This is a genomic window from Haloarcula sp. DT43, assembly GCF_037078405.1.
GTDB classification, from domain to species: Archaea; Halobacteriota; Halobacteria; order Halobacteriales; family Haloarculaceae; genus Haloarcula; species Haloarcula brevis.
Map to the genome: position 1 here is coordinate 129,189 of NZ_JAYMGZ010000004.1, position 15,234 is coordinate 144,422.

At 66.9% G+C, this 15,234-nt stretch carries 16 protein-coding genes; 6 read left to right on the top strand and 10 right to left on the bottom strand.

Annotation, left to right across the window (positions count from 1 at the left end; all coding sequences use genetic code 11):
• Positions 1 to 163: 163 nt before the first annotated feature.
• Positions 164 to 1,582, top strand: a complete 1,419-nt coding sequence (locus tag VI123_RS15270) for a geranylgeranyl reductase family protein (RefSeq protein WP_336338929.1) — start codon at positions 164 to 166, stop codon at positions 1,580 to 1,582.
• Positions 1,583 to 1,790: 208 nt separating this feature from the next.
• On the top strand, positions 1,791 to 2,246 hold the full coding sequence (locus tag VI123_RS15275) for a type IV pilin N-terminal domain-containing protein (protein WP_336338930.1): 456 nt from the start codon (positions 1,791 to 1,793) through the stop codon (positions 2,244 to 2,246).
• A 1-nt stretch (position 2,247) separates the two neighbouring features.
• Here VI123_RS15275 and VI123_RS15280 read toward each other — a convergent pair whose 3' ends face one another.
• Together VI123_RS15280 and VI123_RS15285 are read right to left on the bottom strand one after the other, a co-directional pair.
• Positions 2,248 to 3,519, bottom strand: coding sequence for an amidohydrolase (locus VI123_RS15280; RefSeq protein WP_336338931.1), 1,272 nt, complete (start codon positions 3,517 to 3,519; stop codon positions 2,248 to 2,250).
• Between the two features lie 55 nt (positions 3,520 to 3,574).
• Entirely contained in the window at positions 3,575 to 3,907 is a 333-nt protein-coding gene (locus VI123_RS15285) for an uS10/mL48 family ribosomal protein (protein ID WP_336338932.1), read from the bottom strand.
• 91 nt (positions 3,908 to 3,998) lie between these two features.
• On the opposite strand from VI123_RS15285, the gene VI123_RS15290 reads away from it, so the two are divergent.
• Entirely contained in the window at positions 3,999 to 4,430 is a 432-nt protein-coding gene (locus VI123_RS15290) for a bis(5'-nucleosyl)-tetraphosphatase (RefSeq protein ID WP_336338933.1), read from the top strand.
• Between the two features lie 12 nt (positions 4,431 to 4,442).
• On the opposite strand, the gene VI123_RS15295 is transcribed toward VI123_RS15290, so the two are convergent.
• A complete protein-coding gene (locus VI123_RS15295; protein ID WP_336338934.1) occupies positions 4,443 to 4,811 on the bottom strand; it encodes a hypothetical protein in 369 nt (122 codons plus the stop codon).
• Between the two features lie 248 nt (positions 4,812 to 5,059).
• Between VI123_RS15295 and VI123_RS15300 the strand changes: the two genes are divergently transcribed.
• Positions 5,060 to 6,088, top strand: coding sequence for a DUF5787 family protein (locus VI123_RS15300; protein ID WP_336338935.1), 1,029 nt, complete (start codon positions 5,060 to 5,062; stop codon positions 6,086 to 6,088).
• A gap of 14 nt (positions 6,089 to 6,102) precedes the next feature.
• On the opposite strand, the gene VI123_RS15305 is transcribed toward VI123_RS15300, so the two are convergent.
• The 3 genes from VI123_RS15305 to VI123_RS15315 are packed head-to-tail and all read right to left on the bottom strand — an operon-like array spanning position 6,103 to position 8,571.
• Positions 6,103 to 6,582: a DUF5797 family protein gene (locus tag VI123_RS15305; protein WP_336338936.1), complete on the bottom strand. Its 480-nt coding sequence runs from the start codon at positions 6,580 to 6,582 to the stop codon at positions 6,103 to 6,105.
• Positions 6,583 to 6,628: 46 nt separating this feature from the next.
• Positions 6,629 to 7,864 carry an ABC transporter permease gene (locus tag VI123_RS15310; protein ID WP_336338937.1) on the bottom strand — a complete coding sequence of 412 codons (1,236 nt, stop codon included), beginning with the start codon at positions 7,862 to 7,864 and terminating at the stop codon, positions 6,629 to 6,631.
• Positions 7,864 to 8,571, bottom strand: a complete 708-nt coding sequence (locus tag VI123_RS15315; RefSeq protein ID WP_336338938.1) for an ABC transporter ATP-binding protein — start codon at positions 8,569 to 8,571, stop codon at positions 7,864 to 7,866. Before VI123_RS15315 ends, VI123_RS15310 begins: the two co-directional genes overlap by 1 nt.
• A gap of 115 nt (positions 8,572 to 8,686) precedes the next feature.
• Here VI123_RS15315 and VI123_RS15320 point away from each other — a divergent pair, with 115 nt between their 5' ends.
• The gene (locus VI123_RS15320; RefSeq protein WP_336338939.1) at positions 8,687 to 9,703 is read left to right on the top strand and encodes a LolA family protein; all 1,017 of its coding nucleotides are present in this window, start codon (positions 8,687 to 8,689) and stop codon (positions 9,701 to 9,703) included.
• Between the two features lie 9 nt (positions 9,704 to 9,712).
• Here the strand turns inward: VI123_RS15320 and VI123_RS15325 are convergent, their stop codons facing one another.
• From VI123_RS15325 to VI123_RS15335, 3 genes are read right to left on the bottom strand one after another with little or no spacing between them, the layout of a single operon-like run.
• The gene (locus VI123_RS15325; RefSeq protein ID WP_336338940.1) at positions 9,713 to 10,177 is read right to left on the bottom strand and encodes a Mut7-C RNAse domain-containing protein; all 465 of its coding nucleotides are present in this window, start codon (positions 10,175 to 10,177) and stop codon (positions 9,713 to 9,715) included.
• Positions 10,170 to 11,906 (bottom strand): DNA polymerase/3'-5' exonuclease PolX, encoded by a 1,737-nt coding sequence (gene polX / locus VI123_RS15330; protein ID WP_336338941.1) that lies wholly within the window; start codon positions 11,904 to 11,906, stop codon positions 10,170 to 10,172. The genes VI123_RS15325 and polX overlap by 8 nt, the downstream gene beginning before the upstream one ends.
• Before the next feature lies 1 nt (position 11,907).
• A complete protein-coding gene (locus VI123_RS15335; RefSeq protein WP_336338942.1) occupies positions 11,908 to 12,360 on the bottom strand; it encodes a DUF5788 family protein in 453 nt (150 codons plus the stop codon).
• A gap of 206 nt (positions 12,361 to 12,566) precedes the next feature.
• On the opposite strand from VI123_RS15335, the gene VI123_RS15340 reads away from it, so the two are divergent.
• Complete coding sequence (locus VI123_RS15340; RefSeq protein WP_336338943.1) at positions 12,567 to 14,654, top strand: hypothetical protein; 2,088 nt, start codon at positions 12,567 to 12,569, stop codon at positions 14,652 to 14,654.
• A 65-nt stretch (positions 14,655 to 14,719) separates the two neighbouring features.
• Here the strand turns inward: VI123_RS15340 and VI123_RS19395 are convergent, their stop codons facing one another.
• On the bottom strand, positions 14,720 to 14,851 hold the full coding sequence (locus tag VI123_RS19395) for a DUF7503 family protein (RefSeq protein ID WP_279629711.1): 132 nt from the start codon (positions 14,849 to 14,851) through the stop codon (positions 14,720 to 14,722).
• Between the last annotated feature and the right edge of the window lie 383 nt (positions 14,852 to 15,234).

Sequence of the window (15,234 nt, forward strand, 5' to 3'; positions counted from 1 at the left end):
CCCCAGCAAAACTCTTTATCACCGCCGTCCGGAGCAGTGCCGAGCGGTGTCGGTCGATGCCGCACTGACCGCTGTCGGCCGGTGGCCTCGCGGGAAACGGGGACAGCGGTCCGTCAGACGGATAGTCGGAATAATTTTCTCTCTCCGGCCAGGACGGGAGTGCATGACCACACACCAGGGCGGCAACGCCGACGGAGCGTCGGCGACCACACGGACCGTGTCCGTGGACGTTGTCGTCGTCGGGGCCGGGACATCCGGCTGCTACGCCGCCGCGACGATTGCGGACGCGGGCTACGACGTCGTCGTCGTCGAGCGCAAAGACGAGACCGAGGCCGGCCACATCGCCTGCGGGGACGCGCTGAAGGGAGCCAGCGACTTCCCCGAGGCGATTCCGAAGTCCCAGCTCGAACCGGCCTTTACCAACACGGGCGTCGACCACGGCCGGTTCGAGATTCCCCAGGAAGACACCGTCCTCGAAATCCCCGTGCCGGGCGAACTCGCCGTCATCGACCGCTGGGAGTACGGGCGGTGCCTCATCGAGGGCGCGGCCGACAGCGGGGTGGAGTTCCACTACGACACTGTCGTCCAGGACGTGCGACAGGACGACAGCGGCCGGGTGACCGGCGTGAGAGCCATGCGCAAGGGCGACCCCGTCACCTACGAGGGCGACATGGTCATCGACGGGGCCGGCGCGCTGTCTATCCTCCAGGACAAGGCCGACCTCGAAGACGCGACCTTCGACACGAACGTCCGGTACTCGCAGTTCTGCTCGGCCTATCGGGAGATAATCGAGGTCGACGAGCCCGTCGAGTGGGACGACGCGCTCGTGTTCAAGCCGACCGAGCGCTCCGCCGGCTACCTATGGTACTTCCCGCGCACGGACACGGAAATCAACGCCGGCCTCGGCTTCCAGATGAACGAGGAACCGATGGAACTGGTCGACGACCTCAAACGCGACCTCCGGGGTCGAAGCGAGTTCGAGGGCGCGACGGTCCAGGACAAGCTCGGTGCCGCCCTGCCGACGCGCCGGCCGTACGACTCCGCGGTCGCCCCTGGGTTCATGGCCGTCGGCGACGCCGCCGGCCACGTCAACCCGACCACCGGTGGCGGCATCGCCGGGGCGGCGTACGCCGGGACTTACGCCGCCGAACAGGCCATCGAGGCCATCGAAACCGGCCGGACGGACGACGAAGCCGCGCTCTGGGAGTACAACGAGCGCGTGATGGACCACTTCGGGGCCCGGTACGCGGCGCTCGACGTGTACAACATCTTCACCACCGCCTACGACGTCGACGACCTGATGGCGCTGCTGGCCGCGCTCCCCGGCGAGAAGCTCGCCGAGGCGCTGTACGGCGGCTCGACCAGTATCGGCCTCGGGCTCAAACTCAAGATGGCCGTCAAGAGCATCGGCCACCTGGGGACCATCCGGGACCTCTACCAGACGAAGAAGGCCGCCGACCGGCTGCTCGACCACTACGAGTCGTACCCGAGTGACCGCGGCGGCTTCGAGGCCTGGCAACGCGAGCGGGACGCCATCATGGACGACATCTACGAGGTCACCGGCGCGGAGCCGAAGTACTGACTCGCCGGTTCCGACTCGTTTCGGCAGCAGTGAGACGGGGCTCCGTCCGGTAACTGGACAGTAATCGAAGAACACGTGAACTGTACGACAGTACAACAAGCTTTATACTTTAACGACATGATGACTAATTGAAGTCACATCGGGGCGGTCGACCGGGGGAACCTGGGTGGGGACAGTCCGTCGACCGCCGCCCGTGTGGGGGTCAATCATGCCAGGGAACGGGATTCAGTCCGACGACAGCGGGGTCTCACCGATAGTGGGCGTCATCTTGATGGTCGCAATAACGGTGCTGCTGGCGGCGACGGCAGCCACCTTCTTCCTCGACATCGGCTCCGAGGGGCTCGGCGGAAACACGCCGCAGGCGGCGTTCACGTTCGAATACGAGGCCGGGAGCCCCGACAGCCTGACAATCGAGCACCGGAGCGGGGACCCGATTCGGGCCGGGAACCTGTACGTCACCGTCAGCGGGGCGTCGACCGCCAACGGACAGCACGCGTTCACGAGTCTCGGTGGCGCACCGGCGGCTGGGTCGGAGATAACGGCCGGGACACAGGTGACGTTTTCCAGGGGGTCGCTGGACCTCTCGGACGCGACGGTCACGCTGAACTGGCAGTCGCCGGACAGCGACCGGTCCATCCGACTCGCGGGTTGGGAAGCGCCCTAGCTCACTCGCCCAGGCGGCGGACCGCCTCGCCCACGACGCCGACGCCGATGGCCAGCGAGTCCTCGTCGACGTCGAACGTCGGCGTGTGGTGGCCGCCGGGGTGGTCGGTGCCGATACCGACGAACGTCGCCGTCCCGCCGTGGGCCTGGACGCGGTCCATCAGGTAGGTCGCGTCCTCGCTCCCGCCGAGGTCGTCGGTCCGGAGCCGGCTGGTGATGCCGGTGACCGCCCCCGCCGCGTCGTAGACCACGTCCGCGAGCGCCTCGTCGCTGACCGCGCTCGGGGCTTCCGCTGTCGTCTCGACGGCGACCTCGCAGTCGTGCATCTCGGCGGCCGACGCCATGACGGTGTCCGCGCGCTCGCTCATGTACTCCTTGAGCGCGGTCGTCTCGCCGCGGACCTCCCCTTGCAGCGTCGCCGCCTCGGGAACGATGTTGGTCGCCGTCCCACCCTCGACGACCCCGGCGTTGACCCGCGTCGCGCCGTCGCCGTGCCGACGAATCGCGTGGAGGTTCTGGACCGCGGTGGCGAGCGCTTGGACGGCGTCCCGTCCCTGTGCGGGATGGCCGCCGGCGTGGGCCGACTCGCCGGTGAACGTCGCCTCGAACTGCCGCACGGCGAGGAAACCCCCGACGCCGGCGACGATTTCGCCGGTCGGGTGGTCGAGGCCGATGTGGATAGCCAGCAGGTGGTCCACGTCGTCGAGGTGACCGCTCTCGGCGACGGCCTTCCCGCCGCCGATGACCTCCTCGGCGGGCTGGACGACGAGTTTGAACGTCCCCCGGAAGTCGCTGGCTTTCACCGCCTCCAGCACGCCGAGGCCGATTGTCGCGTGAGCGTCGTGCCCGCAGGCGTGCATGTACCCCTCGTTGCCCGAGCGGAACCCCGCCGCTGCCGGGGCGTGTGCGGCGCTGTCGGCCTCGTGTATCGGGAGCGCGTCGATGTCGACCCGGAGCGCGACGGTCGGTCCCTCGCCCCGTTCGACGACGGCCAGCGCACCGGTGAATCCACCGTCTGCGGCCTCCAGCACGTCCTCGCGGGCATCGGCGTCGCGGGCCTTCGCCCGCCAGGCGTCGAGTTCCTCGTCGTCGGGGACCGCCATCCGCGCGTCGGCCTCGACGACCTCCTGACCGATATGCAACCGGTCGACGCCGATGCGTTCCAGTTCGTCGACGATGCGACTGGTGGTGTAGAACTCCCGCCACGCGGGTTCGGGATAGCTGTGTAGGTCGCGTCGGAAGGACCGGAGCCGCTCCTGCTGGGACTCGTTCATGCCGACGAAACGGGGCACAATTACTTATAACACTCTCCGGACGCGGGCGACGGCCCTACGACCCGCTGCCGACCTGCGTCCGCTGTTCGACGCCGGCCTCGACGTGGATGGCGTCCGGGAACGTCCGCTGGGTGACGGTCCGAGCGAACTCCTCGTAGCCGACTATCTCTATCGTCCGGGTGTAGACGGTGTGGGTCCAGGACTCGAATCGGCCGCCGCCCGGCCCCAGCGACTTCGACTGCGGGATGCGTAGCTCCTGTGGCTGTTTCGGATGCGGGCCTTTCAGTTCGACCCCCTTCTGCTCGGCGTTCGCCTTGATTTCCGTGACGACGTCGTCGAGGCGATGTCGGTCCCCGCTGGTGAACGTAAGCGTCGTGACAAAGGGCATGGACGGACACTCTGCCGCGAGTGACAAAAGGTCATCTGTTTCCGTTGCGTCTCCGATATTCTCTTAAGTAGCGGTGTCATAAAATCGGGTAATGATAGAGGCCACGAGCGCGGGAGCCATCCTCTTTCGCGATACGCGTGGCCGGCGGGAGTACCTCCTGCTCAAGAGCCGACCCGGCGATTGGGAGTTCCCCAAGGGCGGCGTCGAGGGCGAGGAAGAACTCCAGCAGACCGCCATACGCGAAGTGAAAGAGGAGGCCGGAATCGGCGATTTCCGGCTTTTAGACGGGTTCCGCGAAGACTACGACTACGTGTTCGAGGCGAACGGCAACACCATCCACAAGACGGTCCACCTGTTCGTCGCGAAGTCGTTCGAAGCGTCAGCCGAACTGTCCACAGAACACCGCGACCTGCAGTGGCGCGACTACGAACAGGCCATCAACACCGTCACGCAGGACGGCCCCCGCGAGATACTCGAGCAGGCACACGAGTTCCTGGACGAGCGCGAGGACGAGGAAGAGTAACCGGTCCGGTCCTCAGACCGCGACGCCGGCCAGCAGCGCCGCTGCCGTCGCGTTACCCATGCCGATTACGAAGCTCCCGACGACGGCAGCGAAGAGGAGGAGGAGAATCGGAATCCCTATGAGTGCCAGCGCGATGGCGATTTTCGCGCCCGTTTCCCCGGCGAGTTCGACCGCGATGATGCCGAGGATACCAACGAGGATGACCGCCCACGCCTCCCAGGCCCCCTGCTCTCGGGCGGTGCCGTTGGATGTCTTGATGTAGAAGTAGGCCGGCACGGCGATTCCGATGGGGAACGTCAACAGCGCGACGACGACCGCCGCAATCCACTGTATCGTCGTGTACTGGTCGAAAATCCCGTCGCTCCGGGCGGCGGCGCTCATACCGGCCCTCCGCCGAGGGCGCTGAACGCGGCGTCGCCTGTCGGCTGGGACGCTGTGTCGAGGGCAATCGCGGCTGGACTGTCTCCGGGCTGTAGCCGTGTCATTCGTAACCGACGATTTATTTCTGAAGCTATCACATAAATAATCGGGTTGTGTCACCGAACGAAACGATTGCCCGGACCGCCGGCCCGGACGGGGCTGTGGCGTCGGAAGGAAGGGTTTTGGTCCGAAGCCGACAACGACTGCCTGTGGCCCCCGACTCAGAGTTCGCCTTCGAACTGTCCGTCTGCCAGTGGGCCGAGCGAGCGTGGTCGCCGCCCGACGACGCGGCGGTGCTCGTCGCCAGGCAGTTCGGGACGAAACACCGCCGCTGGGACACCATCGTCTTGGAGTGTGACCCCGACGGGCTCCGCCAGCGAGCGGCCTTCGGTGCGGACGCGTTCGACTCGGACCTCCTGCACGTCCTCCGGCACGCGCCGGCCGACTGGACCTACTACCGCGACGCGCTGCCGGACCCGGGGTATCCGTGGCGGTACGTCCGGGAGTCTATTCACGAAGCGGCCGACCGGGGAGCCGTCGAGACGCGCAAGCGGGGCAACCGCATCCAGATTCGTCGGGTTCGCCCCTATCCGGACTGGCTTCGCCGCGTCGTCGCCATCGAGAACAAGCCCGACCTGACGGCCAGCGCGGCCAGGAACCTCGTCCCGCAACTGGAGCGGGACATCGCCCTGTCGCTGGCCGACGAGGTGTGGGTGGCGACGGCGGCGACCGACGAGCGCGTGGAGCCGATTCTGCTGGCGGACCTGCCCGCGGCCGCCGGCGTGTTGACCGTCGACCCCGAGTCCGGGACGGCCGAGGCGGTCTGGCAACCGCGGTCGCTGTCGGTCGAGGACCCCGGGACGCGCATCCTCGACCGACCGGCCGACGACACCAGCGCGGCGCGGTTCGAGTACGCGGACCCCGACTGGAAGCGCGAGCGGCGGCTCGCCATCGCTGAGCGGGCCTACGCCGACGGCTGGCGCGCGTACGCGGACACGATGCGCCCGGACTGCCGACACTTCCAGCTCAGGGCCGACGAAACCGGTGTTTACCCCTACTGTGCGGCGAAAGAGCGTCTGCCCACGGCGGCGGAGTGTCGGGGCCAGTGCCCGTCCTTCGAGCCGGAGCCGCCGGCGTGGCGGTCGGGGGGCTGGCCGCTCGACGGCGGGCCGGGGCAGGCGATACGACGGTTGCTGGCGCGGCGGCGACGCCGCCGGCGGCCGGGGCTGTCAGAGTAGCGACGCAGCCGCCCTCACTCCTCGGACAGTTCGATGTCCAGTTCGTCGCGCGGGACGGCCAGCCTGAACGTCGGCACGGTCTTCTCGACCGTCTCGACGATGCCCTTGTCGGCGAGGCTGCGGAGCGCGGACCGGACCTCGTCGGTATCGCGGTCCTCACCGACCTCGCGCAGCGCGTGCAACACCGACACGACGCTCTGGCTCTCCTCGTCTGGGCCGGCGATGACGTCGACGATAGCCTGCTGGAGCAGGGTGACCGTCACCGTCTGAATCCGCTCGGAGTCCTCCCCGTCGATGAGCGTCGTCGCCTCCGGCGTCGCACAGATGAGACTGTTGTCGTTGCGGTAGTAGTACTCCTTGAGTTCGGCTTCGAGGTACTGGTGGACTTCGCTCCCGCTGTCCATGTCCCAGCGCTCCTGTAACTCGCCGTTTTTCGTCGGCTGGAGTTCGACGATGTCGGCGAGCCGTTCGCGGGCCTCATCCGAGAGAGTCATCGGACGGCGGTACGGCGACCACGTATTTCGGTGTTCTGAATCCGGCTCACTCGTGCCTGAGCGCGTCGATGGGGTCGACCCGCGCCGCCCGCCACGCCGGGTAGAGGCCGGCGACGACGCCGACGAGGACGCCGACGCCGACTGCAAGTGCCATCCACAGCGGCGCGAGCGAGAACGTCACCTCGGCGTACCGGGTCGCGCCGTAGCCGACGACCAGTCCCAGTGGGACGCCGAGCAGCGACCCGACCGCGCCGAGCAGGGCGGCCTCGACGAGGAACACTTGCATCACGTCGCGGTTGCGCGCGCCGACGGCTTTCATGATGCCGATTTCGCGGGTCCGTTCGGTGACGCTGACGAGCATCACGTTGGCGATGCCGATAGCGCCCACGACCAGCGCGATGACGGCGATGCCGGTGACGAAGCGCGTGATGCGCTCGATGACGTCGCTTATCTCCTCGACGAAGTCGTTGCCCGAACGAGCGACCAGTTCCGTGTCGTCGGCCGACAGCGACCGCGCGTCGGACTCGCCGGAGAGATACGTCTGAATCGCCGACTGCGTCTCCGGAATCGCTCGCGGGTCGACGACGAGCGTCACCTGCGGGTACGCGCGCTGCCGCACGCCCGCCGACGGGCTCTCGACGACCGAGTCGTAGAACGGGTCGATGGGGACGTACACCCGCGGCTGGCGGGCGAAGTCGCTGACCGGCACCTCGCCGCGGGTGCCGTTGACGACGCCGACGACGGTGACGTTCCGGGCACTGCCGTCGGGCAGCGTCATCGTGAGCCGCTCGCCGGCCGTGAGGTTCTCGGCGAACGACCCGGCCATGCGCTCGTTGACGACGACCGCCGACTCGTCGGCCTCGAAGGAGCGGCCCTCGACGAGGACGCCGTCGTCGATGCTGGCCGGTCGCACCGCCGTGACCTGCTGTCTGGCCAGCGTTCGGTTCCCGTGTCGTATCGACTGGGTCCGGACGATGCCACGCGGGAGCACTGCCTGGACTCCCGCAATCCCCGCTAACTGCTGAATATCGTGCTCGGTAAACACCGGCTGGAGCGTCCGGTCGAAGTCGTCGTCGCCGGCGGGCGTCCCGAACACGTAGATGTTGCCCGCGTTCGAGGTCTCGATGTCGCCGACGATTTCGGCCTCGACGCTGGCCCCGAACGTGGCGAAGGTGATGACCGACGCGATGCCGATGACGACGCCGACGACCGTCAGCGCCGCCCGGAGCTTGTGGGCACTGATAGACCGGAGCGTGATGCGCACGCTCTCGCCGGCGTCCATCACTGCTCGCCCCCGGAGACGTCCTCGACGGACCGGACGTGGCCGTCCTCGACGTGGAGGATGCGCTCGGCCCGCTCGGCGACGTGGCGCTCGTGGGTCACGAGCAGGAACGTGTTGCCCGCCGCGTGCAGGTCGTCGAACAGGTCCAGGATTCGCGCGCCGGTGTCGGTGTCGACGTTGCCGGTGGGCTCGTCGGCGAGAATCAATGCGGGGTCGGTCGACAGCGCGCGGGCGATGGCGACCCGCTGGCGCTGGCCGCCGCTGAGTTCCGCGGGGACGTGGTCGGTGCGGTCGGCCAGTCCCACCTCCGAGAGCAGCGACGCCGCCCGCTCGCGACGACGGGCACGGTCCCAGCCGTCGAAGACGAGCGGCAGGGCGACGTTCTCCACCGCGGAGAGCCGCGGCATGAGGTTGAACGTCTGGAAGACGAACCCCACCTCTGTCCCGCGGATGTCGGCCCGCTCGGCCTCGCTGGCCGCCGACACGTCCTGTCCGTTGACGACGACCCGGCCCGACGACGGCGTGTCGAGCCCGCCGATGAGGTTCAGCAGGGTACTCTTGCCGGAGCCGCTCGGCCCCATCACCGCCGTGTACGACCCGGCCGCCAGGTCCAGGCTCACGTCGTCCAGCGCCGTCACCGTCCCGCCGAGGTCGTACTGTTTGCTGACGCCCTCGACGCGGACGGTCGTGTTCGCTGACTCGCTCACGGCCCCGTGTATGGACTGGACGGCAATGAGGGGTTCGCCCGCCCCCCTGTCGCCGGGAGTGGTCCGAGCGCTGACAGGAGGAACCCACTTACCACTCCAGTCCTAAGGCCGGACAATGACAGCCGATACCGGTCGGAGACTGGCTATCGCCGCGGCGTTTGTCACCATCGGGCTGCTCGCGGCTGGGGCGGTCGCCGGCGTGTCCGGCCTCGACCAGGTGGGGCAACCGTCCGGCGACGAAGTGCTCGACAGAACGGCGCAGCGCTACGACGCGGCCGAGACGGTGACGGGGACGGCGACGGTGACCGTCGAGAACGACTCGGCCTCGAAGACCGCCACGGTGGAGTACGCCGCCGCCGAACCGGACAAGGCGTGGGCCGCCGTCACGACGCCGAACCGGTCCTACGAGGTGGGGACGAACGGAACCGTCGTCTGGGCGGTCGGGGAAAACGAGTCCTACGGCCGCGAACTGCCCGAGATGACGGCGGTGAACGACACCACGGACCCAGTTCCCGAGGGGAACGTCACCGCGACGCTCCAGGGGATTTCTGAGGTCGACGGCGAGTCGGCGTACGTCCTCGACCTCGAACCGACGAACGAGAGCGTCGATGCGCCGAACACGACGCTGTGGGTCGACACCGAGGACTACCGCGTCCACAAACTGACCACCGACGACGGGACGAACCGGACGACGGTCGTCGTCGCGGAAACGAACTTCAACGTCAGCATCGACGACAGCCAGTTCGCGCCGCCGGCCGACCGGGTCGCCGTCACGACCACAGAGACCTACGACTCCTTCGACGCAGCCCAGTCCGGGACGGACCTGGACCTGCCGGCCTACGAGAACGGGACCTTCGAGGAAGCCCGGTACATCAGCCGGCCGGAGAGTACGGCCGTCGTTCAGCGGTACGACGCTGACGGCGAGAACGTGACGGTCCTGACCGCGACCGGCGCGTCGAGCTATCTGGAGGGTGTCGAGAACGGGACGGCGGTGCAGGTCGACGGGCGCGACGCCACCGCAATCGCGCGCGACGACAGGACGGTCGTCTACTGGACCGACGGCGAGGTCACGACCGGTGTGGTCGTCGAGGGGACGACCGACGAGGCCGTCGCCGTAGCCGAGGAACTGTAGCGACCGAGGTTACAGGTCCGCGAGCGTCGCCCGGACCGACGCCCAGTGGCTCCCCTTCCAGAAGTGTTGTCCGCAGTCGGTGCAGCGCCAGACCGTCTCGTCGCCCGCACTCGGCGCGTACTCCGGCGTCGGTTCCGCCGGCGCGACTTCTTCGACCGGCCCGTTGCAGACGCCACAGTGGTGCGGCTCGTCTGCGAGCGAGAGTTGGACACCGGCATCGGCGAGTTCCCGCAACTGGCCCTGTATCTCCCGCTCGTGGACGAGCAGACTGTCGGGTGCGCGGGCGGCGAGGTCGCGGTCCCTGGTAATCAGCAGCCGGTCCTCTCCGTCGGCCAGCGCGAGGAGGTCGTCGTCGGCCTCGGCGTCCCGGTCCAACGCGTAGGCCGTGTCGTAGCCACACATCCGCAGGTAGGTGGCGAGCTTGCCGAGCATCGCGTCGAGCGCGAGGTGGTTGCGCGGGGTCTCCTCAGACATCGAGGAACTCGCGGACTCCCTCGGCGTCGCGGGTGTTCAGCACGTCCGCCGTCTCGGCCCACCCTCGCCGCGCCGTGTGGACGCCGTAGCGCAGGAGTTCGAGGTCGCCCGGGCTGTGTGCGTCCGTGTTGATGGCGATTGTCGCCCCGGCCTCGATAGCCTGCTTGACCGCGCCGCCGCCGAGGTCCAGCCGTGCCGGGTTGGCGTTGATTTCCAGCGCCGTGTCGTTGTCGGCGGCGACGGTCGCGAGGCGCTCGACGTCGACGTCCAGCCCCTCCCGGCGGTTGAGATAGCGCCCCGTCGGGTGGCCGATGACGTTCACGTCGGGGTGCCGTGCGGCCGCGACGAGGCGGTCCGTGCCGTCGCCGTCGAGCGCGGCGTGTGGCGAGGCGACGACCACGTCGAGGTCGGCGAGCAGGTCGTCGGCGACGGAGACGCTGCCGTCCGCGGCGATGTTGGCCTCGACGCCAGTGAACACGTCGACGTCGGCGTCTGCCGCGACCGATTCGACCTCGGCTATCTGCTCGCGGAGTTCCTCGTCGGAGACGCCGACGCCGCCGACCATCCCCGGTCCGGTCGCGTGGTCGGTGACGGCGAGGTAGTCGTGGCCGAACTCGGCCGCGCCGGCGACCATCTCCGCGACAGTGTTGCGGCCGTCCGACCAGTCCGTGTGCGTGTGGAGGTCACCCCGGACCTCGCCCTCTGCCAGCAGGTCCGGGAGCGACCCGTCGGCCGCGGCCGCCACCTCGCCGCGGTTCTCGCGGAGTTCCGGCGGGACCCAGTCCATGCCCAGGGCGGCGTACACCGCGTCCTCGGTTTCGCTGGCCACCAGTTCGCCGGCCCGCTGGTCGTCGTCCTCGACGCCCGCCACATCAAAAACCCCGTACTCGTTTACCTTCAGGTCCTGCTCGATAGCGCGGTTGCGGACCGCCACGTTGTGGTCCTTGCTCCCGGTGAAGTACTGCAGCGCCGCGCCGAACTCGACGGGGTCGACCACCCGCAGGTCGACCCGCACGTCGTCCGCGTAGGCGCTCGCCTTCGTCTCGCCGGACTCGATGACCCGGTCGAGCCCGTCCCAGTCGGCGAACCGCTCGACGACGGCGTCAGGGTCGGTGCTCCCGACGAGCACGTCCACGTCGCCGATGGTCGGCCGCCAGCGCCGAATCGAGCCCCCGAGCGCGCACTCCTCGACGGCGTCACCGGCGGCCATGTACTCCCGAACCCGGTCGCCGTGTGGTCGGGCCTCGCCCAGCAGCGACCGCTCGTGGGCCTCGCGGGCGAAGTCGATGTTGTCGAGGATGTTCTGCTCCGTCTTCGCGCCGAAGCCCGAGACATCTCGTATCTCGCCGGCCTCGGCCGCCGCCTCCAGTTCGTCGAGGGTGGTGATGCCCAGCGCCTCGTACAGCGAGCCGACGGACTTCGGTCCCACGCCCTCGACCGCGGTGAGCGCGTCCATCTCGACGGGCAACTCCTCGCGGAGTTCGGTCAGCTCCTCTATTTCGCCGGTCTCGAAGTACTCGACCACCTTCGCGGAGATGGCGTCGCCGACGCCGTCTATCTCCCCGACGCTGTCCTTGCCCTCGGCGGCAAGCCCTTCGATGGCCCCGGGGTAGTCCCTGATGTTCTCGGCCGCCCGGCGGTAGGCCCGGGGCTTGTACTCCACGCCTTTCGCGTCCAGTAGGTCGGCGAACTCTTCGAGCAGCGCCGCGATGTCGTCGTTCCGGCTCATGTCAGTAGCTCCGCCCGGCACGACCGGTGCCGGAGTCAGCGTCCTCGTGGCCCAGTGCCTTCTGGAGGAACTTCATCCAGCGCTTCCTGTCGGCGGCCTCCTGTGCCTGGGCTTCCTGTTCGATGTTCGCCGCGCCGAGCTGTTCGAGGGCGTTGAGCGCCCGGTCGATGCCGATGATGGCCGTGGCGAGCTCCTCGCCGCGCTCGTAGCTCACCTCGTTGTCCTCGATGCGTTGCTTTCGCTGGAGGCGCTCGCGCCGCAGGTTCTTCTTGGCCTGCTCGACGCGCTCGCGCTCGCCCCGCGGAACCGTCTCCCGACGCTTGATTTCGAAGACGAACGACCGGAGTTCTATCTCCTCGCCCTGGACGGTTATCCGGTCGGGGATGTCCGCGCCGACGGTCGCGCTGTCGCGTTCGATGCGCTCCAGCAACTGTTTGCGCTCGAACTCTTTCACTACCCCAGCGTTAGACCGGGACCCCCTTACTCGCTTCGCCCACGGACGGGACCCGGCTCGCTCGGACTCGCTTCCCCTCTGGAACCACCCCGCCTCGAAAACCATCGCAAGCAGCCCGGCTGGGTCGGACCCCTATCGGCGATATCTTTTTTATCGTCTCGGCCGTCCCCACCGTACGAGAGTACGACTGCTCCTCGATTTATTGTATGACTCTAGCTTTCGAACCGCTCGACGACCGACCCGGGCTCGCGGTCATCGACCAGATAGAGCGCCAGCGCTACCGGATACACACGCCCGCCCCCGTCGCGCTCAGGGACGCCGCGACCGACGTGTTCCAGTATCCCGTCGGGGACGCCGTCCGGATACGGACCCAGGCCATCGAACTCCCGACTGTCGTCATGGTGTACGTCCGCGACGACGACGGAGCGATAGCCGCCGAGGTCGCGCAGTTCGAGTCGGAGACGCTCCCGGCCGACGACTACGTGCTGGACCCACTGACACAGATAAAGACGTACATGCGTGTCGAGGACGCTCAGATAGCCGCCACCGTCGACTCGGACCGGACCCGAATCGAGTTCGATACCCCGACGGACGTGCTCATCGGCGCTCGGTCCCAGCACGACCGGCCCGCGGCCACCGTCACGACGACCGAGGACCCGGCCGACGTGATGGCCGCGGTCGAGACGTTCGGGTCGGCGCTCAAGGCCCACGACCCCGAACGCTCCTATCCGACACTCCGGGGGCATCCCCCGGCGCTCGAAGTCGGCGACAGCCTGGACATCCCAGCAGATATCGAGCGCCCGGACACCGGCGTCACGCTCGAACTTCCGCCGGACCTCGCGTCGATTTTCGTCGCCGCGCCGCTCTCGTACTACCTCGGCGCCTCGCTGGTCCCCGCGGCCACTCCGCGACTCGTGACCGACACGGGATTTACGTACTCGCTCGATACCGCCCGGGGCTTCGAGTCCGAGGTCGGACGCACGCTCAAACGCCTGTTTTTCCTCGACTGTGTCACGCGCACCGAGGGGTTCCACCAGATAGACCTGCACGAACGGGCGGCTATCGAGCCCTACGTCGACCTCGACTTCGAGTCGCTGTATCGACGACCGCTCGCCGAGCAGGTCGCCGCCTACCTGGAGGTCCCGTACGACGTCATCGAAGACCACATCCCGAAGTGGCGGCTGACGACCCACATCGACCCGGTGCCGGCGAACGCGGAACAGCTGCCGTACGTCGTCGACGACCTGGCTATCGTCCGGACACACCAGCAACAGCGGCTGAACCAGGCCAGCGTCCCCGCGGAGGTCGAAGCCGAGTTCACCCGCGACGACGTCATCACCCGCGCCGCGAGTTCCGACACCGCCACCGCCTCGTCCGACGTGGACTACGTCGAGCCACAGGCCGAGGACTCCCTCGAACAGGCCTGGATAGGTGACAGCATTCCCATCGGCGCGAGCAAACTGACCAAAGCGGCGTTCGAGCACCGCCTCGACCGCGATATGAACGCCGAGGACATCACGATTCGCGTCGTCCAGAACGACGCCCGGATGGACGAGGAGCGCCAGCTCGTCGACGAGGTGTACGGCACCCGCGACGACCTGCCGTTCGACGTGACGGTGCACGACGACCTGACGACGGCGGAACTTCGGACCGTGCTCACGACCGACGCGGAGTTCTTCCACTACATCGGCCACACCGAACAGGACGGGTTCGTCTGCCGCGACGGCAAACTCGACGTGACGACGGTCGATTCCGTCGGCGTCGACACGTTCCTGCTGAACGCCTGCAACTCCTACAATCAGGGCCTGGGACTCGTCGAGAAGGGCGCAATCGGCGGCATCGTCACGCTCAACGAGGTCCTCAACGACGGCGCGGTCCGAATCGGTGAGTCGGTCGCCCGACTGCTGAACTGCGGGTTCCCGCTTCGGGCGGCGCTGACCATCGCCCGCGACGAGAGCATCCTCGGCGGACAGTATATCGTGGTTGGTGACGGCGGGGTGACAGTTGCGCAGTCAGATGGGGGAACGCCGAACATGATTAGGATAATCCCTCAAGAAAAGGAATTTGAAATATTCATGAATATGTATCCAACTGATGTCGATGGGCTTGGAACTATTACCATGCCTCTGGTCGAGAATTATTCTGATCATCATTTATCATCCGGCGAAATTGGCCCGATTATGCTTGACAGAACAGAATTGAAGGACTTTCTACTCATGCAGGAAGTGCCAGTGCAAATTGGAGAGAACTTACATTGGAGTCGGTCTCTCGATTTGAGCGAAGCTATACAGTAAATCAGCATGCAATCTTCTATCGAATCTGTCGTTACTGGTTCAGAAGTCTTTGGCTGCCCTTGAGATTACGGACCGAAGTACGAACTATTATTAGCCGCTGCAGTCCCTGCCTGTGACAGTAGCATCAGGAGGGTAAACAGCGCGCCGGCCATTTTCGGGTGCTCTGCGAGGTATTCGCGCATGGTGGTATCGGACATGATACGACTTGGATGTTGGGTGGGGGATAATTAAATTTATTTGAAAAGTACCTACATATTATATATTGTATTAAGTATAGAATTAAAAGACAAATCCAAAAATTAACGCACGCAGCGCTGGAAACACTCGTTTAGGGTGTGACTAACATAGACGCGGAGCGTCTCTATACAAGGGGGGAACGACGACACCCCCCATCAGTAGCGTTTAGTAGACTGGTATGTAACTAATAACCAGGATTTGGTATGGATGTTTGAAAGGAAATTGCTTGAGGACTATCCGAGACATATGCTTCCTGCCGACTCCCCCCAGGGCTCGGACGGGTGGGAGTCGACGGCGGGTGTGGCGAGCGCTGCCCGCGTGACTGGAACGGCGGTTGCGGCCG